The sequence below is a fragment of the Streptomyces sp. NPDC048461 genome, assembly GCF_055587105.1.
In genome coordinates, this window is sequence record NZ_JBVJGW010000009.1 from 149,189 (window position 1) to 165,189 (window position 16,001).

Consider the following 16,001-nt stretch of genomic DNA (forward strand, 5'->3'; position numbering starts at 1 on the left):
ACAGAGGGAGAGAGCGATGAGCGCAGTGGACCAAGGGGCGCGGGGAGCCGAGCGCACACTCGGCCAGCTGGTCGCCTCGGCGACCGCCGAGATGTCCGCCCTGGTGCACGACGAGATCGCCCTCGCGAAGGTGGAGATCAAGCAGGACGTCAAGCGGGCGGGCATCGGCAGCGGCGCCGCGATCGTCGCGGGCGTGCTGATCCTCTTCTCCATCCCCGTACTGAGTTTCGCCGCGGCGTACGGCATCCACAATTTCGGGCTGCCGCTCTGGGCCTGCTTCCTGATCGTGGGAGCGGTGTTCTGGCTGGTCGCGGTTCTGGTCGGGCTGCTCGCCTGGGCGAAGTTCAAGAAGGTCAAGCCCCCGGTGAAGACCATCGAGTCCGTCAAGCAGACCGCGGCGGTCGTCGGGACCGTCAAGCCGCACCCGCGGCCGGTGAGTGACCAGGCTGTGGGTGTGACACGCTCGTCCTCATGACAGCGCCCACGCCGGACCCCAGCACTCCCCCCACGGCTGCCACGGCGGTACGGCTCGACCTCCCCGGCGGCCGCAAGGTCACCCACCGCGACGTCGCGGCCAACGGCGCGCGCTTCCACGTCGCCGAGCTCGGGGACGGGCCGCTGGTGCTGCTCCTGCACGGCTTCCCGCAGTTCTGGTGGACCTGGCGCCACCAGCTCACGGCGCTCGCCGACGCCGGGTACCGGGCGGTCGCGATGGACCTGCGCGGCGTGGGCGGCAGCGACCGCACCCCGCGCGGCTACGACCCCGCCAACCTCGCGCTCGACATCACCGGGGTCGTACGGTCCCTCGGTGAGCCGGACGCCGCCCTGGTCGGGCACGACCTGGGCGGGTACCTCGCCTGGACGGCCGCCGTGATGCGGCCCAAGCTGGTGCGCCGGCTCGTGGTCTCCTCCATGCCGCACCCGCGCCGCTGGCGCTCCGCGATGCTCTCGGACTTCGGGCAGACCAGGGCCAGTTCGCACATCTGGGGCTTCCAGCGCCCGTTCGTCCCCGAGCGGCAGCTCGTCGCCGACGACGGGGCCCTCGTGGGCGAGCTGATCCGCGACTGGTCGGGGCCGCTCCACCCCGAGGAAGCGGACCTCGACGTGTACCGCAGGGCGATGTGCATCCCGTCCACCGCGCACTGCTCCGTGGAGCCGTACCGCTGGATGATGCGGTCGATGGCCCGCCCCGACGGGCTCCAGTTCAACCGCCGGATGAAGCGCCCGGTCCGGGTGCCGACCCTGCACCTGCACGGCTCCCTCGATCCGGTGATGCGGACGCGGAGCGCGGCGGGCTCCGGCGAGTACGTCGAAGCCCCGTACCGGTGGAGGCTGTTCGACGGGCTCGGGCACTTCCCGCACGAGGAGGACCCGGCGGCGTTCTCCACCGAGCTCGTGAACTGGCTCAAGGACCCCGAGCCCGACCGCTGAGACGCCCCGGGAGGCCTACGGGGCGGCGTCCGGGGGATCCTGACGCACCGGCAGCCGGCGGGCCCTCCCGTATGACAAGCATTCAATTGCCCGGCGCATAGGCCAATTGGCCGCCCCGGACGGGATTACCGACCTTGGGGCACGGGCACAGCTCGGAGTATGGGCTGGACGCACGACTACGGTGACACCGCACACGAACGACGCTCGGCCACTGCGCCGGGCACCCGCGAGAGGCCTGGCCGGCACGGCCACGACCTCCGGCTCGGAATTCCGCGCATCCTGCGCCGCCGCGCCCGCTGGGTCTCGGCACGGATCCGCCACCCGCGGACGTAGAGCCCGGCGCGGCGCTGCCGGACGCCGGCGCACCCGCTTGGCACCCCGCTCGCACCCGCTCAGCATGCACCCGCTCCGCCTGCGGACGTTCCGCAGGCGGAGACCGACCCGTGCACGCGCCCCCGTCCCGTACGGACCTCCGCGCCCGTACGGCTCAGAGGGCGCAGGCCTGGGTGTCGACCCTGCGCGTGGCGGCGGCGCCGAGCCGGATGTCGTCGCGGATCTCGTCCGCCGTCAGGGCGTAACCGGTGTTCGGGTCGTCGAGGGACTTCGCGAAGACGACCCCGTACACCCTGCCGTCGGGCGTGAGCAGCGGGCCGCCGGAGTTGCCCTGGCGGACCGTCGCGTACAGCGAGTACACGTCGCGGCGGACGGTGCCCCGGTGGTAGATGTCCGGGCCGTTGGCGTTGATCCGGCCGCGGACCCGGGCCGGGCGGACGTCGTAGGCGCCGTTCTCCGGGAAGCCGGCGACGATCGCGTCGCTGCCGCTGCCCGCGTCCTTGTCGATGAACTCCAGCGGCGGGGCCTTCAGCTTCGGCACGTCCAGGACGGCGATGTCGCGCGCCCAGTCGTAGAGCACGACCTTGCCGTCGTAGAGCTTGCCCTCGCCGCCGATCTGCACGGTCGGCTCGGTGACCCCGCCCACGACGTGGGCGTTGGTCATCACCTTGCCGGGCGCGAAGACGAAGCCGGTGCCCTCCAGCACCTTGCTGCAACTGGGCGCGGTGCCGACCACCTTCACGATCGAGCGCTTGGCCTGCTCGGTGACGGGGCTCGTGGCGAGCGCCGGGTCGGGCGCCCTCACCTCGGTGATGGGCTCGTTGGAGAACGGGCTGAACACCTGGGGGAAGCCGTTGCGCGCGAGGGTGGAGCTGAAGTCCGAGAACCAGGTGCTCGCCTGCTCCGGCAGCACCCGCGACACGCCCGTCAGCACCTTGGAGGTGCGGACCTCCTTGCCCACCGTGGGCAGGGAGGTGACGGCGACCCACGAGCCGATCAGCCACGCGACCAGCAGCATCGCGACCACGTTGACCAGGGCGCCGCCGGTCGCGTCGAGCGCGCGCGCCGGCGACCAGGTGATGTAGCGCCGCAGACGGCTGCCCAGATGGGTCGTCAGGGCCTGGCCGATCGACGCGCAGATGATGATGGCGACGACGGCGATGACGACGACCGTGGTGGACACCTGGGTGCCGTTGTCGGTCACCCGGTCCCAGATCAGCGGGAGCAGGGACACGGCGATGAGACCACCGCCGAGGAAGCCGATCACCGACAGGATGCCGACGACGAACCCCTGGCGGTAGCCCACGATCGCGAACCACACGGCGGCGACCAGCAACAGGATGTCCAGCACGTTCACATGGGCCACCGTCTCATGAGCGCCAGTCGAGGGGTACGTGCCGGGAACGGTCCCAAGGGAGCTCCCAGCCCGCGAAATGCAGGATCCGGTCGATCACTCCGGCGGTAAAACCCCAGACCAGGGCCGATTCGACGGTGAACGCCGGGCCTTGGTGCCCGCTCGGGTGGACGACGGTCACCCGGTGGCCGGGGTCCGTGAGATCCGCCACGGGAACCGTGAACACCCGCGCCGTCTCGGCCGGGTCCACGACGCCGACCGGGCTCGGGGCCCGCCACCAGCCCAGCACCGGGGTCACGACGAACTCGCTGACCGGGATGTAGAGGCGGGGCAGCACCCCGAAGAGCTGGACCCCGGCGGGATCGAGGCCGGTCTCCTCCTCGGCCTCGCGCAGGGCGGCGCGCAATGGCCCGGTGGTCTGCGGATCGCCGTCCCCAGGGTCGAGGGCGCCGCCGGGGAACGAGGGCTGGCCGGGGTGGGAGCGGAGACTGCTGGCCCGCTCCATGAGGAGGAGCTCGGGGCCGCGGGGGCCCTCGCCGAACAGGATCAGCACCGCTGACTGGCGGCCCCGCCCGTCCTCGGGCGGCAGGAACCGGCTCAGCTGGGCCGGGCGGACCGACCGGGCGGCGGTCACGACCGGGTCCAGCCAGCCGGGCAGCCCGTCGGTGGTGAGTTCGGTGCTGCCCCGCCCGGAGGGGGCCGGGAAGGCGCCGTACGGGGCCTGCTGCGCGCCCGGGGGCTGCGCGGGCGCCGCAGGGGCCCCGCCGGACACACCGGCCCCACCGGGCGCGGCGGGGAGCGGGCCGGGCGCAGCGGCGGCCCGGCCCGGAGCGGGCGGCTCGGCGGAGCCCACCGTCCCGCGGGCCGCCTGCACTCCGGCGTCGGCCGGGCGGTTCTGCGTAGCCCCAGTCATAGGCACCCCTGTCCGTGTTCTCCCACACCGCCAAACGCGGTCCGGGTACCGAATCGTTCCTAAGGCTGCGCCGCGGCCCGCGCGGCCAACGGCGGGGCCGGGAGCCCCGGGTAGTCCGCGGGCGGGGTCAGCCGCTGCCCCGGCTGGCCGCCCTTCTCGTACTTGAGCAGCTTCTTCGCCTTCTCCGGGTCCGTCTCGCCCTCCCCGTACGCGGGGCACAGCGGGGCGATCGGGCAGGCTCCGCAGGCCGGCTTGCGCGAGTGGCAGATCCGGCGGCCGTGGAAGACGACCCGGTGCGAGAGCATCGTCCACTCGCTCTTGGGGAAGATCGCGCAGATCTCCGCCTCGACCTTCTCCGGGTCCTCCTGCTCGGTCCACTTCCAGCGGCGCACCAGCCGGCCGAAGTGGGTGTCGACCGTGATCCCGGGGACGCCGAACGCATTGCCGAGCACCACGTTCGCCGTCTTGCGGCCGACCCCCGGCAGCTTCACCAGGTCCTCGATCCGGCCCGGCACCTCCCCGCCGAAGTCGTCCCGCAGGGCCTGCGAGAGGCCGAGCAGCGAGCGCGACTTCGCCCGGAAGAACCCGGTCGGCCGGATGAGCTCCTCCAGATCCTCGGGCGCGGCCGCGGCCATGTCCTCGGGGGTCGGGTAGGCGGCGAACAGGGCCGGGGTCGTCTGGTTCACCCGCAGGTCGGTGGTCTGCGCGGACAGCACCGTCGCGACGAGGAGCTCGAAGGGGTTGCGGAAGTCCAGCTCCGGATGGGCGTACGGGTAGATCTCGGCCAGCTCGCGGTTGATGCGGCGCGCCCGGCGCACCATGGCCAGGCGCGACTCACCCCGGACCGGCTTCACTTTCTTGGCCGAACCTTTGCCCTCGGGGGTGGGCGGGGCCTTCGCGGGCACCTTCGCGGGGGCATGTTCGCCCACGGCTGAATTACGGGCCGCCGTCACTCCTGCGGACCCCTTGGCCTGTGCTCTCACCGGCTTATTGGACACCCGGCCAGCCTAAGGCCGGCCGCCGACACCCGCCCGGACCTCAGGTAACACCACCCCGATTGGCCTCTCGCCGCACAGCACACCCGTCCGTCCGGCATCCTTGTGATTGATCGCACTGTTTGAGCCGTCCGGCAAAATGGGGAGCACGGTCCCCTGAGCTGGTCGACATAGGAGAGAGACTCGTGGACGACGTACTGCGGCGTGCCCCGCTCTTCGCGGCGCTCGATGACGAGCAGGCCGCGGAGCTCCGCGCCTCCATGGGCGAGGTGACCCTCGCACGCGGAGACGCCCTGTTCCACGAGGGCGACCCCGGTGACCGGCTGTATGTCGTGACCGAGGGCAAGGTGAAGCTCCACCGCACCTCCCCCGACGGCCGCGAGAACATGCTGGCCGTCCTCGGCCCCGGCGAGCTGATCGGCGAGCTGTCGCTCTTCGACCCGGGCCCGCGCACCGCCACCGCCACCGCGCTGACCGAGGTCAAGCTCCTCGGCCTCGGCCACGGCGACCTGCAGCCCTGGCTCAACGCCCGGCCCGAGGTCGCCACCGCTTTGCTGCGCGCCGTGGCCCGGCGCCTGCGCAAGACCAACGACCAGATGTCCGACCTGGTCTTCTCCGACGTTCCCGGCCGTGTGGCGCGGGCGCTCCTGGACCTGTCGCGCCGCTTCGGCGTGCAGTCCGAGGAGGGCATCCACGTCGTGCACGACCTCACGCAGGAGGAGCTCGCCCAGCTCGTCGGCGCCTCCCGCGAGACCGTGAACAAGGCCCTGGCCGACTTCGCGGGCCGCGGCTGGCTGCGCCTGGAGGCGCGCGCCGTGATCCTGCTGGACGTGGAGCGCCTCGCGAAGCGGTCCCGCTGACGCCCGTCGCACCCTGAAGGGGTCCTGCCCGTACACCGGGCGGGGCCCCTTCATGCGTCCGGAGACCACATCCCGCGACCCCGCCGGACCGCCCCGACCGCCGGCGGGGCACAGTGGAGCCATGGAGCACAGGGGGCTGGACACGGACGGGTACTTCGAGCGCGAGGGGTCCCTCGACCGGGTGCCCGACGCCTTCGCCGGCGTCGTCGCGGCCGCGCGGGCGCGGACCGCCGAGGCGTACGGGCACCGGCTGCACAGCGCGTACCTGTACGGGTCCGTGCCGCGCGGGACGGCCCGGCCGGGCCGGTCCGACCTGGACCTGCTGCTCGCCCTGCACCACGAGCCCACCGCCGGGGACCGCGACACCGCCGAGGTGCTGGGGCGCGGGCTGGACGAGGACTTCCCCGCGATCGACGGGGTGGGGATCCTGCTCCACGGCAAGGACAACCTGCTGAGCGAGGCCGAGCGGTACGACCTCGGCTGGTTCCTCGCCTGCCTGTGCACCCCGCTCCTCGGCGCCGACCTGGCCGAGCACCTGCCGCGCTACCGCCCGGACGGCCTGCTCGCCCGGGAGACCAACGGCGACCTGGCCGCCATGCTGCCCGGCCTGCGCGCCCGCGCCGCGGCCGCCTCGACCCCGGAGGAACGGCGCCGGCTGGCCCGGGGGCTCTCGCGGCACCTCGTGCGCACCGGGTTCACGCTGGTGATGCCGCGGTGGGGCGGCTGGACCAGCGACCTCGCCGAGTCCGCGGAGGTCTTCGGCCGGTACTACCCGCAGCGCGCCGCCCAGATGCGGGCGGCCGCCGCGGTGGCCCTGGACCCGGTCGCCGATCCGGCCGTGCTCCGCGCGTACGTCGAGGACCTCGGCCCGTGGCTCGCGGACGAGTACGCGGCCCGGCACGGCACGAAGACCGCCCGCTAGGCCGTGTCTTTCGGATCAGGGCGGATCAGCCCGGGGTGTCCGGTGCCGTGCGTCGCAAGGCCGAGGATGGAGCCGACGTGGTGTGTCGGCGACCGACGAGAACGCCGCGAGGCGCGGTGCCGGACACTCCGGGCCCGCCATGATCCGGAAGACACGGCCTAGCCCACGCAGGGCTCCTGAGCGGCCCTACAGGGTGATTTCCAGGGCCTCGACGGCCGACTTCGCCTCGGCCAGCCCCGCGCCCGTGGCGCCGCGGTAGGCCTTGATCGCCTCGATCCGGCGGCCGTCGCGGAGCAGTGCCCGTACCCCGTCCAGGCCCGCCGGCTCCGGCTCGACGACGCCGAGGTGGTCCAGGATCAGGCCCAGGCGGCGCTCCGCCCGGTCCGCCCTGCGCTCCAGTCGCTGCAGGCGCAGGGTCACCGTCGCGGTGATCCAGGCGGCCGTCGCGACCAGCATCAGCAGCAGGAACAGGTCGTTCACTCGGGTCCTCCCGGGATCAGTCCGTGATCTTGAAGGTACTCGAGCTGCGCCCGGACGGACCATTCCGCGGCCGGCCACAGCGAGCGGTCGACGTCCGCGTACACCCGGGCGACGACCGCCTCGGGGGTGGTGAAGCCGTCCTCGACGGCGGTCTCCACCTGGGCGAGGCGGTGGGCCCGGTGGGCCAGGTAGAACTCCACGGCCCCCTGAGCGTCCTCCAGGACGGGCCCGTGCCCCGGCAGGACGGTGTGCACCCCGTCGTCGACCGTGAGCGAACGCAGCCGGCGCAGGGAGTCCAGGTAGTCGCCCAGGCGGCCGTCGGGGTGCGCCACGACGGAGGTGCCGCGCCCCAGGATCGTGTCGCCCGTCAGCACGGCCCGGTCGGCGGGCAGGTGGAAGCAGAGCGAGTCACTGGTGTGGCCGGGGGTCGGGACCACCCGCAGCTCCAGTCCGCCGGTCCGGATCACGTCCCCGGCGGCCAGGCCCTCGTCGCCGAGGCGCAGGGCCGGGTCCAGGGCGCGGACCTTGGTGCCGGTGAGCTCGGCGAAGCGGCCGGCGCCCTCGGCGTGGTCCGGGTGGCCGTGCGTGAGGAGGGTGAGCGCGATCCGCTTCCCCGCCCGCCCGGCGGTGGCCACGACCGCCCGCAGGTGCGCCTCGTCCAGCGGGCCGGGGTCGACGACGACGGCCAGGTCGGAGCCCGGCTCGGACAGGATCCAGGTGTTGGTGCCGTCCAGGGTCATCGCGGAGGCGTTGGGGGCCAGGACGTTGACCGCGCGGGCGCTGGCCGGGCCGGAGACGACCAGGCCGCGGGGCTGTCCGGGGAGTGCGGCGGCGTCGGTCATGCGGGGCCTCCCGGGCGCACTCGCTTCGTGAACTCGTCGTGGCCCGGCCAGCTGAGCACCAGCTGCCCGTCCTCCAGCGTGGCCCGGGCCAGCACCGGGGCGAGGTCCTGCGCCGCGGCGGCGCCGAGCGCCTCGGCGGCGCTCCCGTACGGCTCCAGGGAACGCAGCGTGGAGATCGTCGGCGGCATCATCAGCAGCTCGCCCCCGTCGTACCCGGCGGCCGCGTCGGCGGGGCGGATCCATACGGTGCGGTCCGCCTCGGTGGAGGCGTTGCGGGTGCGCTGGCCGACGGGGAGGGCGGCGACGAAGAACCAGGTGTCGTAGCGGCGCGGCTCGAACTCCGGGGTGATCCAGCGCGCCCACGCCCCCAGCAGGTCGGAGCGCAGCCGCAGGCCCCGGCGGTCCAGGAACGCGGCGAAGGACAGCTCGCGGGCGACGAGGGCCGCCCGGTCGGCCTCCCAGTCGTCGCCGGTGGTGTCGCCCACGACGGTGTCCGGGGTCTCCCCGGCGAGCAGGACGCCCGCTTCCTCGAAGGTCTCGCGGACCGCTCCGCAGACGATCGCCTGGGCGGTGGCCGGATCGGTGCCCAGCCGGGCGGCCCAGTCACTCCGGGAGGGACCCGCCCAGCCCACCTGGTGCTCCTCGTCGCGGGGGTCGACCCCGCCGCCGGGATACGCGTACGCCCCGCCGGCGAAGGCCATCGAGGCCCGCCTGCGGAGCATGTGCACGGCGGGACCGGCGGGGGTGTCGCGCAGCAGCATCACGGTGGCGGCCCGCCGCGGTGCGACCGGGGTGATCGAGCCGTCCGCGAGCGCGCGGATGCGGTCGGGCCACTCCGGCGGGTACCACTGGCCTCCGGCGGGGGGCTGCTGCTGACCGTACTGACCATTCGGCATGGCGGGATGCTACGGCCATCCGGCCCGATGTTCGAGGGGCACCGTGCGGCGCCCGGCCCCCGGGACCGGGGAGCGGGCCGGAGCGTGCGGCAGCACCGACGGATGCGGGCCGGGCCGCGCACCGCGCGACCCGGCCCGCATCCGCACGGACGCACCGGAGGACGGACCGGCGGAGCGCCGGAGCGCCGGCCGGCCGGCCACGTCAGGCGGAGGGCTCGACCTCGACCTGGATCTCGACCTCGACGGGCGCGTCCAGCGGGAGGACTGCCACGCCGACGGCGCTGCGGGCGTGGACGCCCTTCTCGCCGAGGACCTCGCCCAGCAGCTCGCTCGCGCCGTTCAGCACGCCGGGCTGGCCCGTGAAGTCGGGGGCCGAGGCGATGAAGCCGACGACCTTCACGACGCGCACGATCTTGTCGAGGTCACCGATGACCGACTTGACGGCGGCCAGGGCGTTCAGCGCGCAGACCGCGGTGAGCTCCTTGGCCTGCTCCGCCGAGACCTCGGCGCCGACCTTGCCGGTGACCGGCATGCTGCCCTTGACCATCGGGAGCTGGCCCGCGGTGTACACGTACGCCCCGGACCGCACGGCCGGCTGGTACGCGGCCAGCGGCGGGACGACCTCCGGCAGGGTCAGGCCGAGCTCGGCCAGCCGCGCCTCGACGACGCCGCTCATGCCTTCTCCCGCTTGAGGTAGGCCACCAGCTGCTCGGGGTTGTTCGGCCCGGGCACGACCTGGACGAGCTCCCAGCCGTCCTCGCCCCAGGTGTCCAGGATCTGCTTGGTGGCGTGGACCAGCAGCGGGACGGTCGCGTATTCGAACTTCTTGGTCATGGGAGCGAGGGTAGTGCCTGTGATGCGGGGCTCCTGCGCGGCCCGTGGGCCGAGTGGTTAGGCTCGGACGCTGTGAGCAGGCTCCAGGTGGTCAGCGGCAAGGGCGGCACCGGCAAGACCACGGTCGCCGCCGCACTCGCGCTCGCCCTCGCACGCGAGGGCAGGCGGACTCTACTGGTGGAGGTCGAGGGCAGGCAGGGGCTCGCGCAGCTCTTCGGCGCCGAGGCGCTCCCCTACGAGGAGCGGAAGATCGCCGTCGCTCCCGGCGGAGGTGAGGTCTTCGCGCTCGCCATCGACGCCGAGCGGGCGCTGCTGGACTACCTCCAGATGTTCTACAAGCTCGGCTCGGCGGGCCGCGCCCTGAAGAAGCTCGGCGCGATCGACTTCGCGACGACCATCGCCCCCGGGCTGCGGGACGTCCTGCTGACCGGCAAGGCGTGCGAGGCCGTCCGGCGCAAGGACAAGGCCGGCCGGTTCGTCTACGACCACGTGATCATGGACGCGCCGCCGACCGGCCGGATCACCCGCTTCCTGAACGTGAACGACGAGGTCGCGGGCCTGGCCCGGTTCGGCCCGATACACAACCAGGCGCAGGCCGTCATGAAGGTGCTCAAGTCCCCCGAGACGGCCGTGCACCTGGTCACCCTGCTGGAGGAGATGCCCGTGCAGGAGACCGCGGACGGCATCACGGAGCTCCGGGCGGCCGGGCTGCCGGTGGGCCGGGTCGTCGTGAACATGGTGCGGCCGCACCACCTGGACGAGGACACCCTGCGCGCGGCGGCCGGCGACCACCGCGCCGGGGTGGCGCAGGCGCTGTCCCGGGCGGGGCTCGGCGGGGCGCGCCGCGGCGGGCTGGCCGAGCGGCTGGTGGACCCGTTGCTCGCGCAGGCGGCCGAGCACGCGGGCCGGGTGGAGCTGGAGCGCACGCAGCGCGCCGTGCTGAACGGGCTGGACGTGCCCGCGTACGAACTCCCCCTGCTGGGCACGGGGATGGATCTGGCGGGGCTGTACGCGCTCGCCAAGGACCTGCGGAAGCAGACGGTGGCCGAATGAGCGAGGGGGTGGACACCATGGGCCTGGACACTCCGCCGCGGCTGGCGGTCGACCGGCTGCTGGACGACCGGCAGACCCGGATCATCGTGTGCTGCGGTTCGGGCGGGGTCGGCAAGACCACCACGGCCGCGGCACTGGGCGTACGGGCGGCCGGGCGCGGGCGCAAGGCGGTGGTGCTGACCATCGACCCGGCGCGGCGGCTCGCCCAGTCGATGGGCATCGACTCGCTGGACAACACGCCGCGCAAGGTGGGTTCCGTCGGGGCGGACGGCGGTGAACTGCACGCCATGATGCTGGACATGAAGCGGACCTTCGACGAGATCGTCGAGGCGCACGCGGACGGCGAGCGGGCCCAGGCCATCCTGGCCAACCCCTTCTACCAGTCCCTGTCGGCCGGCTTCGCGGGCACGCAGGAGTACATGGCCATGGAGAAGCTGGGGCAGCTGCGGGCCCGGGACGACTGGGACCTGATCATCGTGGACACCCCGCCGAGCCGTTCGGCGCTGGACTTCCTGGACGCCCCGAAGCGCCTCGGGTCCTTCCTGGACGGGAAGTTCATCCGCGTGCTGATGGCGCCGGCGAAGGTGGGCGGCCGGGCCGGGATGAAGTTCCTGAATGTCGGCATGTCGATGATGACGGGCACGCTCAGCAAGCTGATGGGCGCCTCGCTGCTGAAGGACGTACAGACCTTCGTGGCCGCGATGGACACGATGTTCGGCGGCTTCCGCACCCGCGCGGACGCCACGTTCCGGCTGCTCCAGGCTCCCGGTACGGCCTTCCTGGTGGTCGCGGCCCCGGAGCCGGACGCGCTGCGCGAGGCGGCGTACTTCGTCGAGCGGCTGGCCGCGGAGCGCATGCCGCTGGCGGGGCTGGTCCTGAACCGGGTGCACGGCAGCAGCGCCGACCAGCTGTCCGCGGAGCGGGCGTTGGCCGCCGCAGAGAATCTTGAAGAAGGGTGCATTGTCGATCAGGAGTCCGGGAAAGCTGGACTTCGTGACGCGGCCGCGGAGGCCGCCGAGGCTCCCGCGGGAACTCCCGAGACCGGCTCCCCCAGCGCCGCACGCGACACCGCGGAAGTCGACACGCACGACGAGGACGGCGCACACGCCCGGAACGGCGCGCACGCGGCCGACGGCGCGATCACGGTGGACGTGATCACGGCGGGGCTGCTGCGCCTGCACGCCGAGAGGATGCAGGTGATCGCGCGTGAACGACGCACACGCGACCGCTTCACCTCGCTGCACCCCGAAGTGGCGGTGGCCGAAGTGGCCGCCCTGCCCGGCGACGTGCACGACCTCGCCGGGCTGCGGGCCATCGGAGAGCGACTCGCGGCCGGGGTTCCGGCCGGAGCGTAGACGTCCGTACGACGTGGTGCCCGGGTGGTCTACCCGGCTGCCGCGTACGTCTCGTACGGAACGTCGATCTCCGTGTCGTCATCCATGGTGAGGATGCCGGTACTGCGCTCGTACTCCGTACGAGCGGTTTCGAGCAGCCGTCGCCACGAGGTGACGGTGGGACGCCGGCGCAGCAGCGCACGTCGTTCCCGCTCGGTCATTCCGCCCCACACGCCGAACTCGACGCGATTGTCGAGGGCGTCGGCCAGGCATTCGGTCCGCACCGGACATCCGGTGCACACCGCCTTGGCCCTGTTCTGTGCCGCTCCTTGAACGAACAGTTCATCCGGATCGGTAGTGCGGCAGGCTGCCTGCGCACTCCAGTCGGTAACCCAGCCCATCCCGGCGCCGTCCTCTCCCGAATCGAGGCTCCCCCACGGCGGCAGAGGCATATTCACCGCTGCCAGTTGAGGACGTTACGGAAGGTGGGCACCGCGCAACACCCCCGACGGGCCCAATCTTGAATGGTCCGAACGGACTATGGGTAAGCGGCAGATCACCCGACGGAGTGATCCGGCGACATGCCCGGCCATTCCGGCGATTCGGGTGAAATCGGGATAGCGCCGACGTGACCCGGATGGCACAGGGGGCGAGATTCGGACATGCGTCCACCCCATTCGGGAAGGGTGAAAAACAAGCCGAGGGGTTGATGTCGCATCGCACTGCTGTGACAGTTGGGGACAGCTTAGGCCAAGGCATTCGCGCGTGTCCGGTGAATGAGAACGTAGGCTGCCCCCTATGGGAAAGAAGCGCTCGGGCGGCGGGCTCACGGGGAGCCAGCAGGCCGCCAAGTTCCTCGGAGTGTCCGTTCTCTCCGGAGTTGTACTGGCAGGCATGGCCATCCCGGCGGCAGGCGCACTGGGGCTGGCGGCCAAGGGCACGGTCGAGGGATTCGACGAGATCCCGGCCAATCTGAAAACGCCTCCGCTGAGCCAGCGGACCACGATCCTGGACTCCGAGGGTGGCCAGATCGCCACCGTCTATTCACGGGACCGGCAGGTGGTCCCTCTCACGGCGATCTCCCCGTACATGCAGAAGGCGATCGTCGCGATCGAGGACTCCCGGTTCTACGAACACGGGGCCGTCGACCTGAAGGGCATCCTGCGCGCGGTCAACCGCAACGCGCAGGAGGGCGGCGCGGCGCAGGGCGCATCCACCCTCACCCAGCAGTACGTGAAGAACGTCTTCGTCGAAGAGGCCGGCGACGACGAGACGAAGGTGCGCGAGGCTCAGGAGAAGAGCCTCGGACGCAAGATCCGCGAGCTGAAGTACTCGATCCAGGTCGAGGAGGAACTCGGGAAGAAGAAGATCCTCGAGAACTACCTCAACATCACGTACTTCGGCCAGCAGGCCTACGGCGTCGAGTCCGCGGCCCAGCGCTACTTCAGCAAGCCCGCCAAGGACCTCGCGCTGGAGGAGTCGGCACTGCTCGCGGGCATCGTGCAGTCGCCGAGCCGGTACGACCCGGTGAACGACGCGCAGGAGGCGATGAAGCGCCGCAACATCGTCCTGCAGCGCATGGCCGACATCAAGGACGTCTCGCAGGCCGAGGCGGACGCGGCGAAGGCCAAGCCCGTCACCCTGAAGGTGACGAAGCCGCGCAACGGCTGCATCACCGCGGTCAAGGGCGCCGGCTTCTTCTGCGACTACGTGCGCAACACGTTCCTGAACGACAGCGTCTTCGGCAAGACGCGCGAGGAGCGGGCGAAGGTCTGGAACCAGGGCGGCCTGACCGTGCGGACGACCCTGGACCCGCAGTCGCAGGACGCGGCCAACGAGTCGATCAAGGACCACGTGTACCAGGAGGACTCGATCGCGACGGCGGTCACCCTGGTCCAGCCCGGCACCGGGCGGGTCCTGGCGATGGGTCAGTCCAAGCCGTACGGCTTCGGCAAGAACGAGACCCAGATCAACTACTCCGTGGACAAGCGGATGGGCGGCTCGAACTTCGGCTTCCAGGTCGGCTCGACCTTCAAGCCCTTCATCGCGGCCGCCGCGCTGGAGCGGGGCCTGCCGCCGACGAAGGTCTACCAGGCGCCGAACAAGATGGACTACCCGAGCCCGATCTCCCGCTGCGACGGCTCGCAGTACATCAACGTCAACAACAAGGAGACGGCGAAGAACGAGACCGAGGACGAGATCGGCCCCTATGCGCTGCGCACGGCCATGGAGAAGTCGATCAACACCTACTTCGTCGAGATGATCGGCGAGATCGGCCTGTGCCCGGTCTCGGAGATGACGAAGAAGCTCGGTGTCGTCCCGGCGAGCGGCGCGAAGCTGGCCGACGGCCCGGCCATCGCGCTCGGCTCGGAGGAGATGTCCCCGCTGACGATGGCCAACGCGTACGCGGCCTTCGCCAACCGCGGCACCTACTGCACCCCGGTCGCCATCGAGTCGATCACCGACTCGCACGGCAAGGCCCTCGCGGTGCCGAAGACCAAGTGCGACCGGGCGATGTCGCAGGACACCGCCGACACCATCAACACGCTGCTGCGCGGGGTGGTGGACTCCGGTACCGGTGAGCGGGCCGGCCTGAGCGAGCGCGACAGCGCGGGCAAGACCGGTACGACGGACAACCGCTACAACGCCTGGTTCGTCGGCTACACGCCGAACGTCTCCGGCGCGGTGTGGGTCGGCTCCGGCGGCGCGAAGAAGATCACGATGGAGGACATCGTGATCGGCGGCCGGTCCTACGACAAGGTCTTCGGCGGCGGGCTGCCCGGTCCGATCTGGAAGGACGCGGTCTCGGGCGCGCTGTCCGGGCGCGAGGCCCCCAGCTTCACCACGGTCAGCATCCCCGAGCCGAACGTCCCGGCGGGCGGCCCGCGGGGCACCAAGCCGCCGGCGACGAACCCGAGCAAGCCCGGGAAGCCGGGCAAGCCGGGCGGCGACAACAAGCCCGGCGGCCGCCCCGGCGGGCAGACCAACGCCGGGGCCGCGAACGGCGGCGGCGACGGTGACGGCAACGGCACCGGCGGCGGTGGCCCGGAGAACCCCTTCCCCTTCCCGGGGATCGGGCAGTAGGGCGCGGCCTGCCGGAGTCCGGAGCACGAGGTGGCCGGAGGCAGTGGAACGAACGGGTGAGGGCCCGGCCGGAGCGATCCGGCCGGGCCCTCACCCGTTCAGCGCGTTCAACCCGTTCCGCGCGTGCGACACGCGCGACACGCGCGGCCGGTGCGACCGGGTCGTCCCGTGCGACCGGGTCGTCCCGTCAGGACAGCTGCTGCTTGACGACGGCGGCGACGCGGCCGCCCTCCGCCAGCCCGGCCACCTTCGGGTTCACGATCTTCATGACGGCGCCCATGGCCCGCGGCCCCTCGGCACCCGCCGCCCTGGCCTCCTCGACGGCCTGCGTCACGATCGCGACGAGCTCGTCGTCGGTGAGCTGCTTGGGCAGGTACGTGTCGAGGAACTCGCCCTCCGCGGTCTCCCGGGCGGCCTGCTCGGGACGGCCGCCCTGGGCGAAGGCGTCCGCCGCCTCGCGGCGCTTCTTCGCCTCCTTCGCGATCACCTTGAGGACTTCGTCGTCGGAGAGCACGCGGGCTTCCTTGCCGGCGACCTCCTCCTTGGTGATGGCGGAGAGGGTCAGGCGCAGCGTCGACGAGTGCAGCTCGTCGCGCGCCCTGATGGCGGTCGTGAGGTCTTCCTGGAGCTTGGCCTTGAGCGTGGTCATGCCCCTGAGTCTGCCAGGTGC

17 protein-coding genes are annotated in these 16,001 nt (G+C 72.3%); 7 read left to right on the top strand and 10 right to left on the bottom strand.

The window, feature by feature from the left end:
* The first annotated feature begins 16 nt into the window (after positions 1 to 16).
* Both ACZ6S8_RS17855 and ACZ6S8_RS17860 read left to right on the top strand, forming a co-directional pair.
* A complete protein-coding gene (locus tag ACZ6S8_RS17855; RefSeq protein ID WP_469456745.1) occupies positions 17 to 475 on the top strand; it encodes a phage holin family protein in 459 nt (152 codons plus the stop codon).
* Positions 472 to 1,431 (top strand): alpha/beta fold hydrolase, encoded by a 960-nt coding sequence (locus ACZ6S8_RS17860; protein WP_469456747.1) that lies wholly within the window; start codon positions 472 to 474, stop codon positions 1,429 to 1,431. The genes ACZ6S8_RS17855 and ACZ6S8_RS17860 overlap by 4 nt, the downstream gene beginning before the upstream one ends.
* 487 nt (positions 1,432 to 1,918) lie before the next feature.
* Here the strand turns inward: ACZ6S8_RS17860 and ACZ6S8_RS17865 are convergent, their stop codons facing one another.
* From ACZ6S8_RS17865 to nth, 3 genes are read right to left on the bottom strand one after another with little or no spacing between them, the layout of a single operon-like run.
* Complete coding sequence (locus tag ACZ6S8_RS17865; protein WP_469456992.1) at positions 1,919 to 3,121, bottom strand: MarP family serine protease; 1,203 nt, start codon at positions 3,119 to 3,121, stop codon at positions 1,919 to 1,921.
* Positions 3,122 to 3,134: 13 nt separating this feature from the next.
* Positions 3,135 to 4,031 carry an NUDIX hydrolase gene (locus ACZ6S8_RS17870; protein ID WP_469456749.1) on the bottom strand — a complete coding sequence of 299 codons (897 nt, stop codon included), beginning with the start codon at positions 4,029 to 4,031 and terminating at the stop codon, positions 3,135 to 3,137.
* 59 nt (positions 4,032 to 4,090) lie between these two features.
* On the bottom strand, positions 4,091 to 4,960 hold the full coding sequence (gene nth, locus ACZ6S8_RS17875; protein WP_469456751.1) for an endonuclease III: 870 nt from the start codon (positions 4,958 to 4,960) through the stop codon (positions 4,091 to 4,093).
* A 251-nt stretch (positions 4,961 to 5,211) separates the two neighbouring features.
* Here nth and ACZ6S8_RS17880 point away from each other — a divergent pair, with 251 nt between their 5' ends.
* A complete protein-coding gene (locus tag ACZ6S8_RS17880; RefSeq protein ID WP_003981529.1) occupies positions 5,212 to 5,886 on the top strand; it encodes a Crp/Fnr family transcriptional regulator in 675 nt (224 codons plus the stop codon).
* A 121-nt stretch (positions 5,887 to 6,007) separates the two neighbouring features.
* Complete coding sequence (locus ACZ6S8_RS17885) at positions 6,008 to 6,808, top strand: nucleotidyltransferase domain-containing protein (RefSeq protein WP_469456753.1); 801 nt, start codon at positions 6,008 to 6,010, stop codon at positions 6,806 to 6,808.
* A 186-nt stretch (positions 6,809 to 6,994) separates the two neighbouring features.
* On the opposite strand, the gene ACZ6S8_RS17890 is transcribed toward ACZ6S8_RS17885, so the two are convergent.
* From ACZ6S8_RS17890 to ACZ6S8_RS17910, 5 genes are all read right to left on the bottom strand, one after another.
* Positions 6,995 to 7,288 (bottom strand): hypothetical protein, encoded by a 294-nt coding sequence (locus ACZ6S8_RS17890; protein ID WP_469456755.1) that lies wholly within the window; start codon positions 7,286 to 7,288, stop codon positions 6,995 to 6,997.
* The gene (locus ACZ6S8_RS17895; protein ID WP_469456757.1) at positions 7,285 to 8,130 is read right to left on the bottom strand and encodes an MBL fold metallo-hydrolase; all 846 of its coding nucleotides are present in this window, start codon (positions 8,128 to 8,130) and stop codon (positions 7,285 to 7,287) included. The genes ACZ6S8_RS17890 and ACZ6S8_RS17895 overlap by 4 nt, the downstream gene beginning before the upstream one ends.
* Positions 8,127 to 9,026: an NUDIX hydrolase gene (locus ACZ6S8_RS17900; protein WP_469456759.1), complete on the bottom strand. Its 900-nt coding sequence runs from the start codon at positions 9,024 to 9,026 to the stop codon at positions 8,127 to 8,129. Before ACZ6S8_RS17900 ends, ACZ6S8_RS17895 begins: the two co-directional genes overlap by 4 nt.
* A gap of 202 nt (positions 9,027 to 9,228) precedes the next feature.
* Positions 9,229 to 9,702, bottom strand: coding sequence for a RidA family protein (locus tag ACZ6S8_RS17905; protein ID WP_351270528.1), 474 nt, complete (start codon positions 9,700 to 9,702; stop codon positions 9,229 to 9,231).
* Positions 9,699 to 9,860: a DUF4177 domain-containing protein gene (locus tag ACZ6S8_RS17910; RefSeq protein WP_007264966.1), complete on the bottom strand. Its 162-nt coding sequence runs from the start codon at positions 9,858 to 9,860 to the stop codon at positions 9,699 to 9,701. The genes ACZ6S8_RS17905 and ACZ6S8_RS17910 overlap by 4 nt, the downstream gene beginning before the upstream one ends.
* Positions 9,861 to 9,932: 72 nt before the next feature.
* Here ACZ6S8_RS17910 and bagA point away from each other — a divergent pair, with 72 nt between their 5' ends.
* A complete protein-coding gene (bagA, locus tag ACZ6S8_RS17915; RefSeq protein ID WP_469456762.1) occupies positions 9,933 to 10,913 on the top strand; it encodes an ATPase BagA in 981 nt (326 codons plus the stop codon).
* Positions 10,910 to 12,268 carry an ATPase BagB gene (bagB, locus tag ACZ6S8_RS17920; RefSeq protein ID WP_469456764.1) on the top strand — a complete coding sequence of 453 codons (1,359 nt, stop codon included), beginning with the start codon at positions 10,910 to 10,912 and terminating at the stop codon, positions 12,266 to 12,268. Before bagA ends, bagB begins: the two co-directional genes overlap by 4 nt.
* A gap of 29 nt (positions 12,269 to 12,297) precedes the next feature.
* On the opposite strand, the gene ACZ6S8_RS17925 is transcribed toward bagB, so the two are convergent.
* The gene (locus tag ACZ6S8_RS17925) at positions 12,298 to 12,648 is read right to left on the bottom strand and encodes a WhiB family transcriptional regulator (protein WP_267721232.1); all 351 of its coding nucleotides are present in this window, start codon (positions 12,646 to 12,648) and stop codon (positions 12,298 to 12,300) included.
* 397 nt (positions 12,649 to 13,045) lie between these two features.
* Here ACZ6S8_RS17925 and ACZ6S8_RS17930 point away from each other — a divergent pair, with 397 nt between their 5' ends.
* Positions 13,046 to 15,331 (top strand): transglycosylase domain-containing protein, encoded by a 2,286-nt coding sequence (locus ACZ6S8_RS17930; protein ID WP_469456766.1) that lies wholly within the window; start codon positions 13,046 to 13,048, stop codon positions 15,329 to 15,331.
* A gap of 187 nt (positions 15,332 to 15,518) precedes the next feature.
* Here the strand turns inward: ACZ6S8_RS17930 and ACZ6S8_RS17935 are convergent, their stop codons facing one another.
* Positions 15,519 to 15,980: a GatB/YqeY domain-containing protein gene (locus ACZ6S8_RS17935; RefSeq protein WP_386529661.1), complete on the bottom strand. Its 462-nt coding sequence runs from the start codon at positions 15,978 to 15,980 to the stop codon at positions 15,519 to 15,521.
* Positions 15,981 to 16,001: the final 21 nt, after the last annotated feature.

Coding starts and splice junctions, on each gene's coding strand:
- ACZ6S8_RS17855 (WP_469456745.1), top strand. CDS start 17: ATGAGCGCAGTGGACCAAGGGGCGCGGGGAGCCGAGCGCACACTCGGC.
- ACZ6S8_RS17860 (WP_469456747.1), top strand. CDS start 472: ATGACAGCGCCCACGCCGGACCCCAGCACTCCCCCCACGGCTGCCACG.
- ACZ6S8_RS17870 (WP_469456749.1), bottom strand. CDS start 4,031: ATGACTGGGGCTACGCAGAACCGCCCGGCCGACGCCGGAGTGCAGGCG.
- ACZ6S8_RS17885 (WP_469456753.1), top strand. CDS start 6,008: ATGGAGCACAGGGGGCTGGACACGGACGGGTACTTCGAGCGCGAGGGG.
- ACZ6S8_RS17895 (WP_469456757.1), bottom strand. CDS start 8,130: ATGACCGACGCCGCCGCACTCCCCGGACAGCCCCGCGGCCTGGTCGTC.
- ACZ6S8_RS17900 (WP_469456759.1), bottom strand. CDS start 9,026: ATGCCGAATGGTCAGTACGGTCAGCAGCAGCCCCCCGCCGGAGGCCAG.
- ACZ6S8_RS17905 (WP_351270528.1), bottom strand. CDS start 9,702: ATGAGCGGCGTCGTCGAGGCGCGGCTGGCCGAGCTCGGCCTGACCCTG.
- ACZ6S8_RS17910 (WP_007264966.1), bottom strand. CDS start 9,860: ATGACCAAGAAGTTCGAATACGCGACCGTCCCGCTGCTGGTCCACGCC.
- bagB (WP_469456764.1), top strand. CDS start 10,910: ATGAGCGAGGGGGTGGACACCATGGGCCTGGACACTCCGCCGCGGCTG.
- ACZ6S8_RS17925 (WP_267721232.1), bottom strand. CDS start 12,648: ATGGGCTGGGTTACCGACTGGAGTGCGCAGGCAGCCTGCCGCACTACC.
- ACZ6S8_RS17930 (WP_469456766.1), top strand. CDS start 13,046: ATGGGAAAGAAGCGCTCGGGCGGCGGGCTCACGGGGAGCCAGCAGGCC.
- ACZ6S8_RS17935 (WP_386529661.1), bottom strand. CDS start 15,980: ATGACCACGCTCAAGGCCAAGCTCCAGGAAGACCTCACGACCGCCATC.